Below are 17,450 nucleotides of genomic sequence, written 5' to 3' on the forward strand. Positions count from 1 at the left end.
GGGGAAGAGCCGGACGGGGCGCCCCGCCGGGTCATGACGCGGCGACGGCGGGGGAGCGCAGCACCCGGACACCCGTGGCGAGCAGCACGACGGCACCACCGGCCGCCATGACCAGGCCGATGCCGGGCATGGCCTGGCCCCAGGAGTCCGTGGCCGCGCTGACCTCGCCGAGCCGCACGAGCTGCCAGCCCACCACGAAGGCCACGGAGGTGCCGGCGACGAGGCTGTGGGAGATCGCGACCCAGCGGCGCGGGATCACCGCGCCGGCCACGGCGACGAACCCTGCGCACAGCGTCCACAGCCCGGGGCCGGCGGTGCCGCTCAGGGTGCCGACCGGGGTGATGACCCAGGGCAGGAGGCTGCCGACGATCACGGCGAGCGCCCCGAGCAGCATGCCCAGACTGCCCGGGTGGAAGACCCGGGTCCGTCGGGCCGGCGTGCGTCCGCCGGCGCGCAGCAGGTTGCCCAGGGAGGTGCTCGTCGTCGAGGCCATGGGTCCGACTGTAGGTCCCGGACGGCGGGAGGGAGCCCGGGAGTCGGTGAGCGGCACGGTTCGTCCCGCGGGCGGTCGGTCGGGCCGCCCGAGCGGTGCGGTCGCGCGGGGGCGACCGGTGGGCGCCGTCTGCCGACCGTTCGCGGGACGGACCCTGCCGCCGGGGTGTGAAGGTCTTGTGACCGCGGTCACCGCTGCGCTTCGCTCGGGTGCGTACGAGGACGGACGTGCCCCGGACGACGACGTCCGGGGGAACGCGACGAAGGGAGCGTCCGATGGTCGACACCGAGCGAGGCAGCTCGCCGGATCCCGGGCCACCGCCCGACAACGGGTGGCGCCAGGAGTACTGGAAGAAGAACCTGCGGCTGATGATCGTGCTGCTCAGCATCTGGTTCCTGGTCTCGTTCGTGTGCGGGATCCTGTTCATCGAGCAGCTCAACACGATCGAGGTCTTCGGCTTCCCCCTGGGGCTGTGGTTCGCCCAGCAGGGCTCGATCTACACGTTCATCGTCCTGATCCTCGTGTACACGCTGCGCATGGACAGGCTCGACGACGAGTACGGCGTGGCCGAGCGTGACGAGGAGGGCCGGCGGCTGTGAGCGACATCCAGATCTGGACCCTCGTCTTCGTGGGTCTGTCCTTCGGGACCTACCTGACCATCGCGTGGCGCAGCCGCGTCCGCGAGACCAAGGGCTTCTACGTCGCGGGCCAGGGCATCCCCGCCGTGGCGAACGGTGCCGCCGTCGCCGCCGACTGGATGTCCGCGGCGTCGTTCATCTCCATGGCGGGCCTCATCGCCTTCCTGGGGTCGGACGGTTCCGTCTACCTCATGGGCTGGACGGGCGGCTACGTGCTGCTGGCGCTGCTGCTCGCCCCGTACCTGCGCAAGTGGGGCAAGTTCACCGTCCCCGAGTTCGTCGGGGACCGGTACTCGGAGTACGTGCGGCTCATCGCGGCGGTGGCCGCGATCATCGTGTCCTTCACCTACGTGGTGGGACAGATGCGCGGCGGCGGCATCGTGTTCAGCCGGTTCCTCAACCTCACGATCGAGGGCGGCGTGGCCGTGGCCGCGGGCGTCATCTTCCTGTACGCGGTGCTGGGCGGGATGAAGGGCATCACCTGGACCCAGGTCGCCCAGTACACGGTGATGATCGTCGCCTACCTCATCCCGGCGTGGACGATCGCGCAGAAGATGACCGGTTTCCCGGTGCCGCAGGTGACGTTCGGGCAGATCCTCGACGAGCTGAACGCGCTGAGCCAGGAGTTCGGCCTCGAGCAGTACACCGAGGCGTTCGCCGTGCGGCCCCAGCTCGACGTGTTCCTGGTGACCCTGTCGCTGATGATCGGCACCGCGGGTCTGCCGCACGTCATCATCCGCTTCTACACCACGAAGTCGGTGCGCGGTGCCCGGTTCAGCGCGCTGTGGGCGTTGGTGTTCATCGGCCTGCTGTACACCACGGCCCCGGCCGTGGGGGCGTTCACCAAGCTGAACCTCATGCAGTCGGTGAACGGGGTGGCGGTGGACGCCCTGCCGGCCTGGGTGAACAACTGGGCCGCCACGGGGCTGGTGACCGTCTCCGACTCCGCGTCGACGATCACGACGTTGAGCAACGACCCCGCCTCGGGGGCGGACCTCGTCGTCAACAACGACATCCTGGTGCTGGCCACCCCGGAGATCGCCGGGCTGCCGGCACCGATCGTCGGGCTGGTCGCGGCCGGTGGCCTGGCCGCCGCGATGTCGACGGCGGCCGGTCTGCTGCTCGTCATCTCCTCCTCGGTGTCGCACGACCTGTACTTCCGGGTCGTGAAGAAGCCGACGTCGGACTCGCGCCGCCTGCTCGTGGGGCGGATCGCGATGGGTGCCGCGGTGCTGGTGGCGATCTACGGCGGCATCAACCCGCCGGCGTACGTGGCCCAGGTGGTCGCCTTCGCCTTCGGGCTGGCGGCGTCGACGTTCTTCCCGATCCTCGTGCTGGGGATCTTCTGGAAGCGCGCCAACGCCGTCGGGGCGGCGTCCGGCATGATCTCCGGCCTGGCGTTCACCGGGGCGTACATGCTCTACACCCTCGAGGTGTTCGGGACGTCGTCGCACGAGTTCCTGTTCGGCATCTCGCCGGAGGGCATCGGCGCGCTGGGCGCGCTGGTGAACGTGGTCGTCACGGTCGTCGTCTCGCAGCTGACGACGCCACCGACGGAGCACGTGCAGGAGATGGTCGAGGAGCTGCGGTACCCGGCGCGCCGGGTGACGTCCCCCGTGGCGGAGACCGAGTAGTGGTGCACGGGATGACGTCCCCTCGCGCGGTCGCGCTCACGGGCGCTGCGCGCCCTCCGCTTCCGGTCTGACGACCGCGCGAGGGGACGTCGTCCCCGTGCTCGACGTCCGGGCCCGGACCCCGCGTGGGGTCCGGGCCCGGACGCGTCGGGTCAGAGCGGACCGCTCAGGCAGGATGGGTGCGTGCACGTGGCCTTCTTCCGGAATCTCAACCAGGGTCAGCGTTCGCAGCCCACGACGGCCGACCTGCGGGCGGTCTTCGCCGAGGCCGGCGCCGCCGTGGCCGAGCCGTACCGGTCGAACGGCACGGTGGTCTTCGCGGGCGACGACCCCGACGCCGTGGTGGACGACGTCCTGACCGCGCTGGCCGTGCGCACCTCCTATCACGACCTGGTCCTGGTGCGGCCCCTCGCGTTCCTCGAGCAGGTCGTGGACCGGCACGCCGGACCGGACGCTCACCGCTGCGAGCTGACGCTGTTCCCGGGCACCACGGTGATCGCCGACGACGTCCTGGCCCACGAGGCGGGACGCCGCCGGTGCGCGGTCGTCGACCGCGGACCGGGCTGGGCGGTCGTGCAGAACGACCGCGACCGGCAGAGCAACGGGACACCGGCCCTGGAGGCGGCCGGGGCCCGGCGCGCCACGTCGCGCGGTGTGCCGACCCTGGCCGGGCTCGTGGAGCGGTTCGGCGGCTGACCCCGGGACGCGGCGTCCAGGTCGGCGTCGCGCGGACGGGCGGATCGTGGCGCCGCCGGAACCTCGGCGCGGGCGGTCACCGGGCCAGGTCCCGCCGGCGGAAGCCGACGAACCCGACGAGGAGGAACCCCACGGTGACCAGGCTGATCCAGGCCAGCCCCGTGAGGTCGACGTCCGCGGCGCTGACGTCCGGGACGTGCCAGAAGGGGCTGATGCCGAGCACCCAGTCGTCGAGGCCGAACGTCGGGCCGAGCAGGGTGAGGAGGAACGAGACGAGGACGCCGACCCAGGCGACGAGGGCGACGGCCGGCCGGGCGCCGACGACGGCGACGGACACCGCGACGACCGTCCAGACGGCGGGCACGGTGGCCACGGCCTGGCGTAGGACGTCGCCGACGCCGACGCCGATGTCGGCGGTGCCGGCGAGCCATCCGATGACCGCCCCCGCGACCAGGACGTACAGACTCGACGCCCCCAGGGCGAGGAGCACGTGACGTGCGTAGTAGCGGGTCCGTGAGACGGCGGTGGCCAGGATCGGCTCGACGCGGTCGACGGTCTCCTCGCTGCGGACCTTGAGCATGATCTGCACACCGGGGACGGCGGCAATGATGCCGACCAGGCTGAGGATCGTAACGACGAACGCCGAGGTGAGCTCGTCGGGGCTCGTGGCGCCGGCGGCGAGGATCTGCTGCACGGCCGGGTCCGCGCCGAAGATGTCCGTGATCGAGGTGGCGAGGTAGCCGAAGACGACGCCGAGCATGAGGGACGCCAGGGCCCAGGTGACGAGGGGGCCGCGGTTGAGCCGCACGGCCAGGCGCCAGGCCGTGGTGTCCTTCCCGCGGGCCGGGCCGGGGCCGGGGGTGATCGTGCCCTGGCCGAAGTCGCGACGGGCCTGGAGGGTGAACGCGACGGCGAGCAGCACCAGGGTCAGGGCGACGGCGAGCGCCAGCGGCCACCAGGTGTTCCCGCTGGCGGGACGCGTCTCGGTCATCCACGACAGGGGATTGACCCAGGAGGTCCACCCCGGGGCGTCGACGGAGTAGGCGAAACCGCGCAGCACGAACAGCACCCCGAGGGTGCCCACGGCCATCGAGCTGGCGGTGCGGGCGTCGGCGCCGAGCTGGGCGGTCACCGCGGCGACGCCGGTGAACATCCAGCCGGTCGCGGTGAAGGTGGCACCCAGCAGCAGCGTGGCCTCCCACCCGCCGCCGCACAGCACGGTGACCAGAGCGGCGACCACGCCCAGCACGAGGGAGCCGATCAACGCCATCGCGGCGCCCGTCAGCAGCCGGCTGCCGCGCCCCAGCACGCCGGACGCGAGCAGCTCGGCCTGGCCGGAGTCCTCCTGGGCCCGGGTGGCCCGGATCACCGCGAAGATCGCACCGAGGGCGGACAGGAAGCCGCCGAGGGCCAGGGCGCGCCAGGCGTTGAAACCGTCCGCGGTGGACAGGTCGTAGGCCGGGCCGAAGATCAGGCCGAGAGCGGGGTTGGACCCCACCGCGGCCGCCAGACCCTCACGGCTCTGCTGGGTGGGGAACACCCAGGGGTAGACCAGCACCGACGAGGCGGACAAGAGGGTGGCGATCGCGATCCACGGGGCGAGCAGCCGCCCGTCGTGCCGCAGCGACGTGCGCAGCAGCGGAGCGGTGCCGGTCAGGTGGCCGCCCCGGGGCTGTGCGTGCGCCGGGTGGTGGGCCGTGGCCGTCGTGCTCACGGTGCGGTCCCGGTCTCGCCGCTGGTCGTCGTCCCGGTCGGGGCGGACGCCTGCTCGTCCTCGTACAGGCGCAGGAACAGGCTCTCGAGCGACGGCGGCTCGACGGTGAGCGAGACCAGACCGTAGTCGGTGAGCAAGGTCATCGCCTCGCCGATCCGGGTGGACTCCACCGTCGCCGTGAGCCGGTCGCCGTCCAGGTGGACGTCGTGCAGCGAGGACAGCTCGTCGATCGCGGGAGCCCGTTCGAGCACCGCGCGCACGGTCGTGCGCACGTCACCGCGCAGCTCCTTGAGGGTGCCGGTCTGCACGATCCGTCCCTCGCGGATGATGCTGAGCCGGTCGGCCAGCGTCTCGACCTCGGCCATGATGTGGCTGGACAGCAGCACGGTCGCCCCGCGCTGCCCGGCCTCGCCGATGACCTCCTGGAACACGGCCTCCATCAACGGGTCCAGGCCGCTGGTGGGTTCGTCGAGGATCAGCAGCTCGACGTCCGAGGCCAGGGCCGCGACGATCGCGACCTTCTGCCGGTTGCCCTTCGAGTACTGCCGGCCCCGCTTGGTCGGGTCCAGCTCGAACCGCTCGACCAGGTCGGCGCGCCGCGTCTCGTCCAGGCCGCCCCGCATCGAGCCGAGCAGGTCGATCGCCTCACCGCCGGTCATGCCCGGCCACAGCGACACGTCGCCGGGCACGTAGGCGAGGCGGCGGTGCAGCGCGACGACGTCCGACCACGGGTCCTGCCCCAGCATCCGGACGGTGCCGCCGTCCGCCTTCAGCAGGCCCAGCAGCACCCGGATCGTCGTGGACTTCCCGGCCCCGTTCGGGCCCAGGAATCCGTGCACCTGGCCCCGCTCCACCTGCAGGTCCAGTCCCCGCAGCGCCGGGAACCTGCCGTAGGACTTGGTCAGCCCGACGACCTCGATCACCGGGTCCGATCCGCTCATGTGCTGGGTCCTCTCGGGTGCCTGCCGCCGGACACGGCGGCCTGACCACAGCACACTCCATCACCGGGACACTCGCATCGCCGACCTGCGAGCGGTCGCCGGGCCGCCCAGCGGTCGGGTGCCCACGTCGACGTGCCTAGGCTGGTCCGGTGCAGCTCGTCGCGTCCGACCTCTCCTACGCCTACCCGGAGCACCCCGTGCTCCGGGGCGTGGACCTGCGCGTCTCCGACGGCGTGCGCCTGGGCGTCGTAGGGGAGAACGGGTCCGGCAAGTCCACGCTGCTGCACCTGCTCGCGGGCACCTTGCCGCTCCAGGGCGGACGACTCCAGCGGCACGGGTCGGTGGCGCTGGTGACCCAGGAGCTCACGGAGGCGGCGGGCCGCACCGTCGGCGACCTCGTCGCCGGCACCCTCGCCGACCTGCGGGCGCTCGCCACCGACCTGCAGCGGGCCGCCGAGGCCTTCGACCACGACCGTGGCGACCTGCGCGCGCTGGGGGAGCTGCTGGGCCGGGTCGAGCACCTCGCGGCGTGGGACGCCGACCGCCGCGTCGACGAGGCACTGACCCGGCTGGGTGCCGCCCGCGACCACGCCCGCCGGCTCGACACGCTGTCGGTCGGGCAGCGCTACCGCGTCCGGCTGGCGTGCCGGCTCGCCGAACGGGCCGACCTGCTGCTGCTGGACGAGCCCACCAACCACCTCGACGACTCCGGCGTCGACTACCTGACCGAGCAGCTGCGGACGTGGCGCGGCGGCGTCGTCCTGGTCACGCACGACCGGCAGCTGCTGGACGACGTCGTGACCGCCGTCTACGACCTCGACCCCTCGATGGACGGCCGGCCCGTGCTGTACGGGCAGCCCGGCTACCACGCCTACCGGTTCGGCAAGGCGCAGATGCTCGCCCGCTGGCAGCAGCGCTACCGGGCGGAGCAGGAACGCGCCGCCACGCTGTGGCTCCGCCGGGACAGGTCCTACGAGGGACTCTCCGACGAGTGGCGCCCGCCCAAGGGTTCCCAGAAGCACCGCCGCGGGACGCGAGCCCGCATCCACGTCAAGGCGGCCGACCGCCTCGTGGAGAAGCTGGAGGCCGAGGCGCTCGACGTCCCGCCCCCGCCGCTGGAGCTGGCCTTCCCGGACCTGCCGGCGATGTCGCCGGGCTGGGACCCCGGCGACCCGCTGGTCGAGCTGCGCTCGCCCCGGGTCGTGGCCCCGGACGGCGGCCTGATGCTCGACCTGCCCGGGACGCGGCTGGCGATCCCGCCGTCGGGCCGGCTCCTCGTCGTGGGGCCCAACGGCACGGGCAAGTCCACCGTGCTGTCGGCGCTGACCGGGACGGGCACGCTGGCCCGCGGTACCCGCACGCTGCGGCCGGGGGTGCGTCTCGGCACCGTCGCGCAGGAGGGGCGGGTGCCCGACGGCGCGCGGAGCGGCTTCGACACCTACGCGGCCGAGGCGCTGACGCTCCTGGACCGCGGCGAGCTCGACCCGGACCACGTGGTGCCCGTCGCGGCGCTGGGGCTGCTCACGGAGGACGAGCTGGACCGGCCGGTGACCGAGCTCAGCGTGGGACAGCAGCGCCGTCTGGACCTGGCGCTGGCGCTGCTGCACGCCCCGCACCTGCTCGTGCTCGACGAGCCCACGAACCACCTGTCCGTCGACCTGGTCGACGCCCTGACGCCGGCGCTGCAGCGCACCCCGGCGGCCGTCGTCGTGGCCACCCACGACCGGCGGATGCGCGCGGACCTGGCCGGCTGGCCGGTCCTCGACCTCGGCTGACGGCGGGCCGCCCGCTCCCGGGCCGGGTCAGTCGAGACGTCCGACGTGCGCCATCGCCTGGCGCACCAGGGTGCCCTGGCCGTTGACCATCTCGGCCTGCACGGTGTCGCTGCACGCCTCCTCGGGCGTGAGCCAGGCGAGGTCCAGGGCGTTCTGCTGGGGTCGGCAGTCCCCGGTGACGGGCACGACGTAGGCCAGTGAGATGGCGTGCTGGCGGGGGTCGTGGAACGGGGTGATCCCGGGGGTGGGGAAGTACTCGGCGACCGTGAACGGCTGCGGCGAGGCCGGCACGCGCGGCAGCGCGACGGGCCCGAGGTCCTTCTCGATGTGTCGCAGTAGGGCGTCGCGCACCCGCTCGTGGTACAGCACCCGTCCGGTGACCAGAGCGCGGGTCATGTTGCCCAGCGGGCTGGCGCGCAGCAGCAGCCCGACGGCCACGACGTCTCCCGAGTCGTCGACGCGTACCGGGACGGCGTCGACGTACACCAGGGGCAGCTGCGCGCGCACGGCGGCGAGGTCCTCGGGCGTCAGCCAGCCGGTGGGGGCGGACTCGGGCCCGTTGTCGTCGTCCGGCGGGAACTCGGCGGTGTCGGTCACCCCTCGTTTCTACCAGTCGCGCGGTGGCTGGGGCCTGCGCAGGTGTGATCTGCTGGTCGGAGGCCGGACGCGACGGGCCGGGAATACCCAGTGGGGTTTTATTGCTCGCACCCGTAGCAGCACATCCCAACGAGAGGACTTCGCATGGCCACCGTCGAGCTCACCGACTCCACCTTCGAGCAGGCGATCAAGGACAACGACATCGTGCTGGTCGACTTCTGGGCCTCCTGGTGCGGCCCGTGCCGCCAGTTCGCGCCCGTCTACGAGGCGTCGAGCGAGGAGCACCCGGACGTCGTGCACGGCAAGCTCGACACCGAGGCTCAGCAGCAGATCGCCGCTGCCGCCGGCATCAGCGCCATCCCGACCCTGATGGCGTTCCGCGAGGGCATCATGGTCTTCAACCAGGCCGGTGCGCTTCCCGCGCCCGCCCTCAAGCAGGTCGTCGACGCGGTCAAGGACCTGGACATGGACGACGTCCGCGCCCAGATCGCCGCCGCGGAGAACGGTCAGCAGCAGAACTGAGACCACCGCACGACGAACGGCCGCCCCGGGACAGGTCCCGGGGCGGCCGTTCGTCGTCTCAGCGCAGTGGCGTCAGGGAGTCGAGCCGCCCCCGCTGAACGACCGGGCGCCGGTGGCCACGACCTGGCCCGCCGGCACGTCGACGACGGTGCCGTCGGAGAAGGTCACCGTCTGGTCCGTCGCCGTGACGTTCGACGCCACGTAGGTGCGGCCGCCCGTCCCGTCGAAGGCCGCCGCCATCGGGTCGTCGGCGTGCACGTCGGTCGCCACCGTGCCGAGCGCGGCCAGGTTCGCGATCCAGTGGTAGGTGTGCGCCGGCGTCTCGCCCTCCTCGGGGGTGAACGTCGTCGACTGCAGCAGGGACAGGGCGCGGTCCCCGTCGCCGAGGGCCAGGTACTGCCACAGGATGTCCTGCCAGACGGTCGGCGGGCCGCCGTTGACCTGCTCCAGGTGGTCGTACGAGGCGCGCACCGTCTCGGGCGAGGTGCCCAGGTAGAGGTGGGACCCGGTGATCGGCAGGGTGTTGATGCCCTGGATCATCTCGGCCTCGCCGCTGAACCACGTGGCGTAGGCGCCGCCGTCGCCCCAGACCATCCCGACCACGGGGTGCCCGAACGCGTCGGGGTACGTGGTGCCCTCGGAGTCGAACCAGTACCGCTCGATCGCCGCGGCCTGCGTGGCGTAGAGGTAGGCGCCGGCGTCGCGGACCGCGGTGTCACCCGTGGCCTCGCCCCACTGGACCAGGGCACCGGCGAAGTTCATGCCCTCGGAGCTGGACTCCTGGTTGTTCCCGGCGTTGAAGCCGGCGTGCCCGGAGGCCCAGTCGTGACCCGCGTAGATGTCGAAGTCGCGCAGGTACGGGAACCGCGTCTCGGTGCGGTCGTAGTTGTTCGCGTCCCGGATGAGCAGGTCCACCATGCCGCCGTAGTCGGAGGCCCACTGGGGGTCGAACCGGGCGAGGGTCGCCGCGGCCGCGATGTAGTAGCCGTAGTGGAAGTGGTGGTCGTTCAGCTCGGTGTCCGAGCCGTACGAGCCGGGGTAGCCGATGAGCGTGCCCCACTCCGCGTCGTAGCCGAACACCTGCTCGGTCTTGCCGGGCGTCGCGGTGAACCACTCGGTGAGCACCGAGCGCACCGAGGCCAGGGCCTCGTCACGCTGCTGCGTGCGGCCGAGCTGGTCGGCGATCTCGATCACACGGGTCGCCCGGCCGAGCGCCTTGCCCGTCCAGTAGGTGTCGGTCCGCTGGAGGTCCAGCGGGTCGGAGATCTGGTCCAGCAGGGCCTCGAGCTCCGCCTGCTCGGCCCCGGTGCCCGTCGCGACGGCGGGGACCTCCGTCAGGACGCCGCCGAACGGCGTGGCCGTGGTGAACGAGTCGACGCCGGTGAGCACGGTCATGTCACCGCGCGCCGAGGTGTAGGTGCCGGTCGCGGGCGTCGCACCCTGCAGGTACGCGCTCTGGTGCGGGTACAGCGCGGCGACCGTGCCGGCGTCGGTGGCACCCGGCCACGGGGTCGTCTCGAACGTGTAGGTGGTGGTGACCTGGCCGGCGGCCTCGTCGTAGCTGTAGTCCATGCGGGTCGACGTGACCGGGGCGCGCCCCGCCGCGGTGTAGTCGTCCACGAGCGCGTCGCGCTGCGCCGTGCTGACGTCCGGCATCACGGCGACGGCGTACCGCTGCGTCGGCGCGGTGACCGAGCGGCCGCGCACGCCCCAGCTCACGCCCTCGGGTGCGACCGCGAGGTAGTCGCTGCCGCCGGAGGTGAACCCGATGCGGCCGGGCTCGTCGAGCCAGACGGAGGCCGGGCCCTGCGTGGTCAGCTGTGCGTCGCCGCCGGTCGCCTCGAACCAGGAGATCGGCAGCCCGTGGCCGATGGTGGCGCGCAGCGTCTGCTGCCCGTCGTCCCACACGGGGGTCACGGTCCAGTCGGTCCAGTCGGCCACCTTGACGTCCTGGGCCGAGAGCCCGCTGACGCCCGCGAGCACGTCCTGGGAGTAGGCGTAGTGGTACTCGTTGGTGCTCAGGGTCGGCTCGGTGGTGTAGCCGATGCCGAGGCCCGTGTTCGTGGGCTTGAACGACGCCGGGTGGGCGTGCAGCGGGGTGCTGAAGCGGCAGTCGGAGAACTTGTACGCCAGCGACGACCACCAGTCGTTGGTGGGCAGCGGCGTGCTGGGCGCGTCCGGCGTGACGAAGGCGCGGGCGTCAGCGGTCACGGCGGCGCAGCCCTCGGGCGTCGGCCCGACGGGGTCGGTCGTGTAGCTGCCCGACCCCACGTCCACGACGTCGGCCGAGGCCGGGGGAGCGGTGGCGGACACGATGCCGGCCAGCAGGAGCGCGGGCACCGCGATCCGTGCAGTGCGCCGACGCCGGGCGGAGTTCCAGAACGTCATCGTTCACCTCATCGGTCGGTCGCTCGGCCTCGACGACCGTCGGCAGCCTCGCCGGCGTCGTCACCGGCTCCGAACGATCGCGTGGGAGCGATCCCACGACCCTAGTGACACGGTGGTGACACGTGCAACCAATGTCTCAGTCCCTGGGAGCGTGCAGGTCAGCAGGGTGCGGTGACCCGTCGGGGCGCCACCCGGCTCGAGAGCGGGTCGTCAGGGTCGCCACTCGTCGCGGTAGTCGGGGTGGTCGGAGAAGTCCGCCGCGCTCTCGCGCATCAGCCCCTCGGCCCAGGAGGCCTGCGCGGGACCGAACAGGCCCTGCTCGTACTGGTCGGCGTGGGCGTGGAGCTCGCGCAGCTCCGCCTCGCGCTCGGGGGTGAGCGGGACGTGACCGTGTTCCCCGCGGTGCTTGCCCTCGTGCTCCAGCAGCTCGGAGATCCGGGCCTTGAGGAATGCGCTCAGCGTGGACATGACGTCGCTCCCTTCACCGCCGCGACGGCTCGCGCCGCGTGCGCGCCGTCATCCTCGACGGTACGCCGCGACGGCCCGCGCGGCGCGGGATGGTGCGCGAGGCGGGAGTCGAACCCGCACGTCCGAGGACACCAGGACCTAAACCTGGCGCGTCTGCCTGTTCCGCCACTCGCGCGTGGCCACCCCGATCCTACGGGGCGGCGTGCCCGGGTCAGGCGGCGTCGATCCCCAGCTTCGTGCGCAGCCGTGCCACGTGCCCGGTCGCCTTGACGTTGTACTGGGCGAGCTCGACGGTCCCGTCGGTGCCGACCACCACCGTCGAGCGGATGACGCCGACGTAGGTGCGGCCGTAGTTCTTCTTCTCGCCCCAGGCGCCGTAGGCCTCCAGGACCTCGTGGTCCGGGTCCGAGGCCAGCGGGAACGTCAGGCCGTCGCGCTCGGCGAAGGTGGCGAGCCTGGCCGGCTCGTCGGGGGAGATGCCGACGACGGCGTACCCGGCCCCCTGCAGCGCCTCCAGGGAGTCGCGGAAGTCGCAGGCCTCCTTCGTGCACCCCGGCGTCATCGCCGCGGGGTAGAAGTACACGACGACACCCTGCTCGGCGCTCTCGCGCAGCGTGGCCAGCGACACGGTGCTGCCGTCGGCGGTGGGGAGGGTGAAGTCGGGGGCGGTGTCGCCGGTGGCGAGACGGGTCACGGGTGCTCCTGGTGCTGCGGGGACGGGACCGTCGCTCAGCCTATCCGCAGGTCGCGCGACGACGTCGGGCGATGCGGTGCGCGGACGGTTCTCGCGTAGCGTGGACCTCGTGAGTCCCGCAGCACCTCCCACCGCGGCCGGGGACGGCGAGCAGGCCGTCGAACCGCTGCCGATCCGCATGCTCCACGACCGGGTCCTGGTCGACCCCGAGGTCGACTCGGCCGAGCGGCAGTCCTCGGCCGGGCTCGTCATCCCGGCCACCGCCAGCGGTCCGAAGCGGCTGGCGTGGGCGAAGGTCGTGGCCAAGGGCGAGCACGTGCGCCAGGTCGAGGTCGGCGACCGGGTCCTCTACGACCCCGAGGAGCGCGCCGAGGTCGACCTGGGTGGCACCGACTACGTGCTGCTGCGCGAGCGCGACGTGCACGCCGTCGCCGAGCGGTCCGACGACGGCGGGGCGACGGGTCTGTACCTGTGACCTGCGCCGCTGTCGCGGAGGTCACACACCGCGCGGCGAGATCCGGTTGTCACCCCGCGCCGCGGTGCTGGTAGAGTTCCATACCGCTACGCGCCATTAGCTCAATTGGCAGAGCAGCTGACTCTTAATCAGCGGGTTTGGGGTTCGAGTCCCTGATGGCGCACCACGCACGCGGAGCTCACGACGTGGTCTCCGCGCGCACAGCGGCCGGCATCGAGCACTCGACGCCGTCGTGTCGCGCCATTAGCTCAATTGGCAGAGCAGCTGACTCTTAATCAGCGGGTTTGGGGTTCGAGTCCCTGATGGCGCACCGCACGAAGGCCCCCGTCGCTCCGGCGACGGGGGCCTTCGTGCTCTCTCCTAGCGGCCGTCCGTGCCGGCCTGGCGGTCACCGTCGCCGTCGCCGCCCGGGCCGGGTTCCACGCTGAGCAGGTCGCCGGGCTGGCACCCGAGCGCGTCGCAGACCGCCGTGAGCGTCGAGAAGCGGATCGCCCGGGCCCGGTTGTTCTTGAGCACCGAGAGGTTCGCCACGGTGACGCCCGCGGACTCGGCGAGCTGGGCGAGGGTCAGCCCGCGACGTTCGAGGAGCCGGTCGAGGTGGGCCACCACGCGGTGCGGGGGGCCGTCCGTGGCGTCGTCGCGTGGTGTCACACCAGTCCTCGCAGCTCGTCCCGCATGGCGGCCCCGTGCCGCAGCAGCACCGCCACCCCCCAGAGGGTCGCGGCCACCGCGAACGCCGTCACGGGCACGACGACCTCGCCCGCCGGGACGGTCGCCCCCGGTGCCGTGAGGGAGCCGGCGGCGACGGCGTCGCGCACGAGCACGAGATGGCCGGCCGTCGCGACGGCCGCGGCGAGCAGGCCCCCGCCCAGCACGACCGTGCCGACCTGCCTCAGGTGCCGCGCGTTGTCGGGGTGGAAGGCGTCGCCGGTCTCGGTCGTCCGGACGACACGGCGCAGCAGCAGCCCGCAGGCGACCGCGGTGAGGCACCACGCCACGGCGGGGGCGAACACCCACAGGCGCTCGCCGGCCGTGGGCTCGACGATCGTCAGCGTCGAGGTCGTGGTCCCGCCCAGCAGGTGGCGGCCGTCGTCGCTCGCGGTGGTCGCCGCCTGCCCGGTGACGGGGACGAGGATGTTGTCCGCGACGAGCGCACCGGTCCCGGCGAGCAGGGCGGCCACGGCGGCCAGCACGGTCAGCACGGTGACGGCGCGTGAGGCCGTCCGTCGTGGTGTGGAGGCGTCGTCGGTCCGCCGACGGCGCCATATCGACAATCGATACGCTAGGGTCATGGCATCACGATAATCGATATGCCAGTGAGGTGCCCGATGTCGACCCTCCCTTCCCGCACCAGCGCCCGGACCCGGGCCGGAACCGTCACCCTCTTCCTCGTCGGCTGCCTGCTGTGGTTCGTGGGCGCGCCGATCGTCGTCAGCGTCCTCGACCTCGGGGCGGTCGTGCTGGTCGGCCTCGCCGTCGTCCAGCTCGCGGGGGCGGCGGGGACGGCCGCGTGGTGGCTGCGACGCCGCGGGGCCGGGCCCGCCGCCGTCGGGATCGGGGCCGGTCGGTGGCGGCGCGACACGCTGCTGGCCCTGGCGACGGTCCCGCCCCGGCTGGCGCTCGAGCTGGGCGTCCTCGTCCCGCTGGCCGGGGGAGTGGCGAACGAGGGCGTCCAGGAGGTCCTGCGCCTGACGTCGGGTGGCTGGTCGGCGGTCGTGGGCGCGCTGGTCCTGGGCGTGGTGGGTGGCGGGCTGGCCGAGGAGCTGTGGTTCCGCGGCGTCCTCGTCGGCGCCGTCCCGCAGGTGTTCGCCGATCGTCGTCGGGCCCGGGCCATGGCCGTCGTGGTCTCGGTCGTGCTCTTCGCCGTGCTGCACCTGCCGGCGACCGTGCCCGACCTGGTCTCGATCCTCGTCGCCGGGGCGACCTACACGGCGCTGTTCGTCGGTACGGGGCGTCTCACCGCGCCGGTGGTGGCGCACTCGTGCTGGAACGCCACCGTGATCGTGGCGCTGGTCGTCCAGCACGGGTGACCCGGACCGCCGTGACCGCATTGTCGGGTCAGCGTCCAAGGTCCCGGTCGCACAGGGTCGTCCTGCACTGACCGGACAGGGATGTCCGGCGTGACGATCGAAGGACATCTCAGGGATCCGGTGCCGCCCCGGACCAGCGTGGCCCCTCGGTGGTCGAGATCCCGCGCACGGGAGCGAGGCGAACGATCATGATGACGAGGTCGACGCGACGTGGCGTCGGAGCTGTCGCGGGAGCGGTCCTGCTGACGACGATGAGCATCACCGGCGTCCAGGCGGCGCCCGGGGGCGGCGGCCCGCCCCATCCCCCGGGCGACGAGGGCGAGCTGGGGGCCAACAACCTGTCCGTCCCGACCGTCTTCGTGCCCGGCGCGGCGGGGTCGCCGTTCGGGGGGACCTGCACGGACGGCGACGACTCGGTCGACCCGGCCGGGACGAAGGGCGTCGACACCGACGGTGACGGGATCCCCGACGAGCACCTGGACTACTGGGTCCAGGGGATCGCCACCTGGCAGGCCGACTGCGCCGAGGCCGCGGCCGACACGCTGACCGTCGGTGCCGAGTGGGGGGACAACCTGCAGAACGCCCCCCTGAAGGCCGGGACGCCCATCCGGGTGGAGATCGGCCTGTTCGCCGACCCGACGGCGTTCCCGATGCCGGGGTACACGGTGGTGAAGCTGGACCCGACGCTGCTGGACCGTGAGTCCCACTACGGGACGCTCGGTGTCGAGGAGTCCCCGTACCCGGAGGTCCGGGCCTGGGACGGCGGCGCCACCCTCGACATCCGCACCACCGACGGCTCGGTCGTGGTGGCGGACGAGATCGCCTACGTCGCGGAGGTCAACTCCACGGGCCGGGTCGTCTACGGCTACAACTGGCAGAAGCCCGTCGGCGGTGAGTACCTGATCACCGTGACGACGCCGGCCGTCGGGCTCGGAGCGACCGATGCCGGCACGCTCAGCGACAGCGACGGCGACGGCGTCGACGACACGGTCACCCTCGTGGTCAACGTCGGGAACAAGGGCGGCGGCAACGGCGGCGGCAACGGCGGCCGTCCGGCCGACCGTCCCCGAGGTGGCAACGGCGGTCAGGGCGGCGGCAACGCCCTCGGCCGGGGCTGATCCGGTCGGGCCGCGTGGGTCGGGTGCCGCCACGGGTGGCACCCGACCCGGCCGGCCGGCGGAGAGGAGTGGGACATGTCCAGGATGGTGAGCAGGGTGTCGCGGACCCTGCTGGCGGTGCTCCTCGTCGGAGCCTCCGCCCAGGTGGTCGCGGCGGCGGAGGGGGAGTCCACCCCCGGGGTCACCGTGACGGCGGTCAACCCGGCGTCCGCGCTGCGCGACGGCGGGCTGCGGATCGCCCTGACGGCGCACAGCGGGACGGACGGTGACGGCGTGACGTCGTGCCGGCCGCAGGACGCGACCATCGACTGCTGGGGCTCGCTGGTCCTGCAGACGCCCGGGTCCGACGGGCTGCGCCTGGCGGACCTCGAGGTCCATCGCGTCATGGTCGGCGGTGAAGGCGGCGGTCACGGCCCCGGCGGCGGTCACGGCGGGGGCCATGACGGCCATGACGGCCACCTGGCCTTCCCGGACGCGGTCGTGGACGGCGCCGGGCAGCAGGCCGTCGTCAGCGGGCAGGCCGTGCTGCGCGACCCGGGGAGCACCGGGCTGCCCCGCGGCAGCGCCGTGCAGGTCAGGATCCACCTGACGGACGTCTCGCAGGTCGCGGGGCACGACCTGGTCGACGTGCAGGTCAACGAGCTCGTGCACGGACCTGTGAAGCCCGTGCTGTACGAGTCCGGGCCGCAGCCGGTCCAGCAGGTGGGGATCCACCCGCAGGGCTGACCCGTCGAGGAGCCGCGGCCCGGCCGGGAGCGCACCCCGGCCGGGCCGCCCGCGCCGCCGGCGACCCGTTGGCGTCCACGGCCTGACGGTGCACGATGGGGTGATGATCTCCACGGAGCTCGCCACCCGGTTGCGCGACGCGGGACTCCTCTGGAAGCCCGCCGACGGCGACCGCTTCCACATCGACGCGCCCGACCTCCTCGAGGACGTCTTCACGGTCTCGACGCTCGTGGTGGAGGCGCACCACTTCGACACCGGCACGATCCTGGGGTTCAACGGGACCACCGAGTGGGCGCTGGACTCCGTCGACCTCGACGACACGCTGTGGCTGCCGCGCGAGGACCAGCTCCGCGAGCTGCTCGGCAGGACCTTCCGGGCCCTGCGGTACGACGGAGAGGTCTTCGCCGTCGAGGTCGAGCTGCTCGGCGAGCAGCGCGTCTTCGAGGCCCGCGACGCGTCCGACGCCTACGGGGAGGCGCTGCTGGCGCTCATCGGGCTGTCCTCGGTGTGACCCGCGCCGGCGGCGGGCACGACTACCCTG

19 protein-coding genes and 3 tRNA genes are annotated in these 17,450 nt (G+C 72.9%); 12 read left to right on the top strand and 10 right to left on the bottom strand.

Annotated features, from left to right (window positions below; genetic code table 11):
* Window positions 1-31 precede the first annotated feature (31 nt).
* Window positions 32-493: a hypothetical protein gene (locus Q6350_RS07505; RefSeq protein ID WP_246246648.1), complete on the bottom strand. Its 462-nt coding sequence runs from the start codon at window positions 491-493 to the stop codon at window positions 32-34.
* 275 nt (window positions 494-768) lie between these two features.
* Here Q6350_RS07505 and Q6350_RS07510 point away from each other — a divergent pair, with 275 nt between their 5' ends.
* From Q6350_RS07510 to Q6350_RS07520, 3 genes are all read left to right on the top strand, one after another.
* Window positions 769-1,092, top strand: coding sequence for a DUF4212 domain-containing protein (locus tag Q6350_RS07510; RefSeq protein ID WP_171247526.1), 324 nt, complete (start codon window positions 769-771; stop codon window positions 1,090-1,092).
* Window positions 1,089-2,765, top strand: coding sequence for a sodium:solute symporter family protein (locus Q6350_RS07515; protein WP_305065875.1), 1,677 nt, complete (start codon window positions 1,089-1,091; stop codon window positions 2,763-2,765). The genes Q6350_RS07510 and Q6350_RS07515 overlap by 4 nt, the downstream gene beginning before the upstream one ends.
* Window positions 2,766-2,948: 183 nt before the next feature.
* Window positions 2,949-3,461, top strand: a complete 513-nt coding sequence (locus Q6350_RS07520) for a DUF1697 domain-containing protein (protein WP_304607272.1) — start codon at window positions 2,949-2,951, stop codon at window positions 3,459-3,461.
* Window positions 3,462-3,537: 76 nt separating this feature from the next.
* Here the strand turns inward: Q6350_RS07520 and Q6350_RS07525 are convergent, their stop codons facing one another.
* Window positions 3,538-5,175, bottom strand: coding sequence for an ABC transporter permease (locus Q6350_RS07525; RefSeq protein ID WP_304607273.1), 1,638 nt, complete (start codon window positions 5,173-5,175; stop codon window positions 3,538-3,540).
* Window positions 5,172-6,116 carry an ABC transporter ATP-binding protein gene (locus Q6350_RS07530; protein WP_305065876.1) on the bottom strand — a complete coding sequence of 315 codons (945 nt, stop codon included), beginning with the start codon at window positions 6,114-6,116 and terminating at the stop codon, window positions 5,172-5,174. The genes Q6350_RS07525 and Q6350_RS07530 overlap by 4 nt, the downstream gene beginning before the upstream one ends.
* 149 nt (window positions 6,117-6,265) lie before the next feature.
* Here Q6350_RS07530 and Q6350_RS07535 point away from each other — a divergent pair, with 149 nt between their 5' ends.
* A complete protein-coding gene (locus tag Q6350_RS07535; RefSeq protein WP_305065877.1) occupies window positions 6,266-7,891 on the top strand; it encodes an ABC-F family ATP-binding cassette domain-containing protein in 1,626 nt (541 codons plus the stop codon).
* A 27-nt stretch (window positions 7,892-7,918) separates the two neighbouring features.
* Here the strand turns inward: Q6350_RS07535 and Q6350_RS07540 are convergent, their stop codons facing one another.
* On the bottom strand, window positions 7,919-8,488 hold the full coding sequence (locus Q6350_RS07540) for an NUDIX hydrolase family protein (RefSeq protein ID WP_171247531.1): 570 nt from the start codon (window positions 8,486-8,488) through the stop codon (window positions 7,919-7,921).
* Between the two features lie 144 nt (window positions 8,489-8,632).
* On the opposite strand from Q6350_RS07540, the gene trxA reads away from it, so the two are divergent.
* Window positions 8,633-9,010 (top strand): thioredoxin, encoded by a 378-nt coding sequence (trxA, locus tag Q6350_RS07545; RefSeq protein WP_171247532.1) that lies wholly within the window; start codon window positions 8,633-8,635, stop codon window positions 9,008-9,010.
* Between the two features lie 72 nt (window positions 9,011-9,082).
* Here the strand turns inward: trxA and Q6350_RS07550 are convergent, their stop codons facing one another.
* The 4 genes from Q6350_RS07550 to bcp form a co-directional block, all read right to left on the bottom strand.
* Entirely contained in the window at window positions 9,083-11,398 is a 2,316-nt protein-coding gene (locus Q6350_RS07550) for a glycosyl hydrolase (protein ID WP_304607278.1), read from the bottom strand.
* Window positions 11,399-11,608: 210 nt separating this feature from the next.
* Complete coding sequence (locus Q6350_RS07555; protein WP_171247534.1) at window positions 11,609-11,866, bottom strand: hypothetical protein; 258 nt, start codon at window positions 11,864-11,866, stop codon at window positions 11,609-11,611.
* A 90-nt stretch (window positions 11,867-11,956) separates the two neighbouring features.
* Window positions 11,957-12,041, bottom strand: a tRNA-Leu gene (locus Q6350_RS07560).
* Window positions 12,042-12,077: 36 nt separating this feature from the next.
* Window positions 12,078-12,560, bottom strand: coding sequence for a thioredoxin-dependent thiol peroxidase (gene bcp / locus Q6350_RS07565; protein WP_304607279.1), 483 nt, complete (start codon window positions 12,558-12,560; stop codon window positions 12,078-12,080).
* Between the two features lie 178 nt (window positions 12,561-12,738).
* On the opposite strand from bcp, the gene Q6350_RS07570 reads away from it, so the two are divergent.
* From Q6350_RS07570 to Q6350_RS07580, 3 genes are all read left to right on the top strand, one after another.
* On the top strand, window positions 12,739-13,035 hold the full coding sequence (locus Q6350_RS07570; protein ID WP_304603803.1) for a co-chaperone GroES: 297 nt from the start codon (window positions 12,739-12,741) through the stop codon (window positions 13,033-13,035).
* A 90-nt stretch (window positions 13,036-13,125) separates the two neighbouring features.
* Window positions 13,126-13,201: transfer RNA gene (locus Q6350_RS07575), tRNA-Lys, on the top strand.
* A gap of 71 nt (window positions 13,202-13,272) precedes the next feature.
* Window positions 13,273-13,345 (top strand) — tRNA-Lys (locus tag Q6350_RS07580).
* A gap of 50 nt (window positions 13,346-13,395) precedes the next feature.
* Here the strand turns inward: Q6350_RS07580 and Q6350_RS07585 are convergent.
* Entirely contained in the window at window positions 13,396-13,686 is a 291-nt protein-coding gene (locus Q6350_RS07585; RefSeq protein WP_305065878.1) for a helix-turn-helix transcriptional regulator, read from the bottom strand.
* Window positions 13,683-14,327: a DUF2975 domain-containing protein gene (locus Q6350_RS07590; protein WP_305065879.1), complete on the bottom strand. Its 645-nt coding sequence runs from the start codon at window positions 14,325-14,327 to the stop codon at window positions 13,683-13,685. Before Q6350_RS07590 ends, Q6350_RS07585 begins: the two co-directional genes overlap by 4 nt.
* 36 nt (window positions 14,328-14,363) lie before the next feature.
* Here Q6350_RS07590 and Q6350_RS07595 point away from each other — a divergent pair, with 36 nt between their 5' ends.
* From Q6350_RS07595 to Q6350_RS07610, 4 genes are all read left to right on the top strand, one after another.
* Entirely contained in the window at window positions 14,364-15,065 is a 702-nt protein-coding gene (locus Q6350_RS07595; RefSeq protein ID WP_305065880.1) for a type II CAAX prenyl endopeptidase Rce1 family protein, read from the top strand.
* Between the two features lie 191 nt (window positions 15,066-15,256).
* Complete coding sequence (locus Q6350_RS07600) at window positions 15,257-16,183, top strand: hypothetical protein (protein ID WP_305065881.1); 927 nt, start codon at window positions 15,257-15,259, stop codon at window positions 16,181-16,183.
* A 75-nt stretch (window positions 16,184-16,258) separates the two neighbouring features.
* The gene (locus Q6350_RS07605; protein WP_305065882.1) at window positions 16,259-16,909 is read left to right on the top strand and encodes a hypothetical protein; all 651 of its coding nucleotides are present in this window, start codon (window positions 16,259-16,261) and stop codon (window positions 16,907-16,909) included.
* 103 nt (window positions 16,910-17,012) lie between these two features.
* Window positions 17,013-17,420 carry a pilus assembly protein CpaE gene (locus tag Q6350_RS07610; protein ID WP_171247546.1) on the top strand — a complete coding sequence of 136 codons (408 nt, stop codon included), beginning with the start codon at window positions 17,013-17,015 and terminating at the stop codon, window positions 17,418-17,420.
* Window positions 17,421-17,450 lie beyond the last annotated feature (30 nt).

Source organism: Isoptericola sp. b515, assembly GCF_030588125.1.
Classification (GTDB): domain Bacteria; phylum Actinomycetota; class Actinomycetes; order Actinomycetales; family Cellulomonadaceae; genus Isoptericola; species Isoptericola sediminis.

What these genes read in the sequence shown, in the direction of transcription:
- Q6350_RS07505 (WP_246246648.1), bottom strand. Translation starts at nt 493, where the DNA reads ATGGCCTCGACGACGAGCACCTCCCTGGGCAACCTGCTGCGCGCCGGC.
- Q6350_RS07610 (WP_171247546.1), top strand. Translation starts at nt 17,013, where the DNA reads ATGATCTCCACGGAGCTCGCCACCCGGTTGCGCGACGCGGGACTCCTC.
- Q6350_RS07595 (WP_305065880.1), top strand. Translation starts at nt 14,364, where the DNA reads ATGTCGACCCTCCCTTCCCGCACCAGCGCCCGGACCCGGGCCGGAACC.
- Q6350_RS07510 (WP_171247526.1), top strand. Translation starts at nt 769, where the DNA reads ATGGTCGACACCGAGCGAGGCAGCTCGCCGGATCCCGGGCCACCGCCC.
- Q6350_RS07570 (WP_304603803.1), top strand. Translation starts at nt 12,739, where the DNA reads ATGCTCCACGACCGGGTCCTGGTCGACCCCGAGGTCGACTCGGCCGAG.
- Q6350_RS07590 (WP_305065879.1), bottom strand. Translation starts at nt 14,327, where the DNA reads ATGACCCTAGCGTATCGATTGTCGATATGGCGCCGTCGGCGGACCGAC.
- Q6350_RS07530 (WP_305065876.1), bottom strand. Translation starts at nt 6,116, where the DNA reads ATGAGCGGATCGGACCCGGTGATCGAGGTCGTCGGGCTGACCAAGTCC.
- Q6350_RS07555 (WP_171247534.1), bottom strand. Translation starts at nt 11,866, where the DNA reads ATGTCCACGCTGAGCGCATTCCTCAAGGCCCGGATCTCCGAGCTGCTG.
- Q6350_RS07605 (WP_305065882.1), top strand. Translation starts at nt 16,259, where the DNA reads ATGTCCAGGATGGTGAGCAGGGTGTCGCGGACCCTGCTGGCGGTGCTC.
- Q6350_RS07550 (WP_304607278.1), bottom strand. Translation starts at nt 11,398, where the DNA reads ATGACGTTCTGGAACTCCGCCCGGCGTCGGCGCACTGCACGGATCGCG.
- Q6350_RS07600 (WP_305065881.1), top strand. Translation starts at nt 15,257, where the DNA reads ATGACGAGGTCGACGCGACGTGGCGTCGGAGCTGTCGCGGGAGCGGTC.
- trxA (WP_171247532.1), top strand. Translation starts at nt 8,633, where the DNA reads ATGGCCACCGTCGAGCTCACCGACTCCACCTTCGAGCAGGCGATCAAG.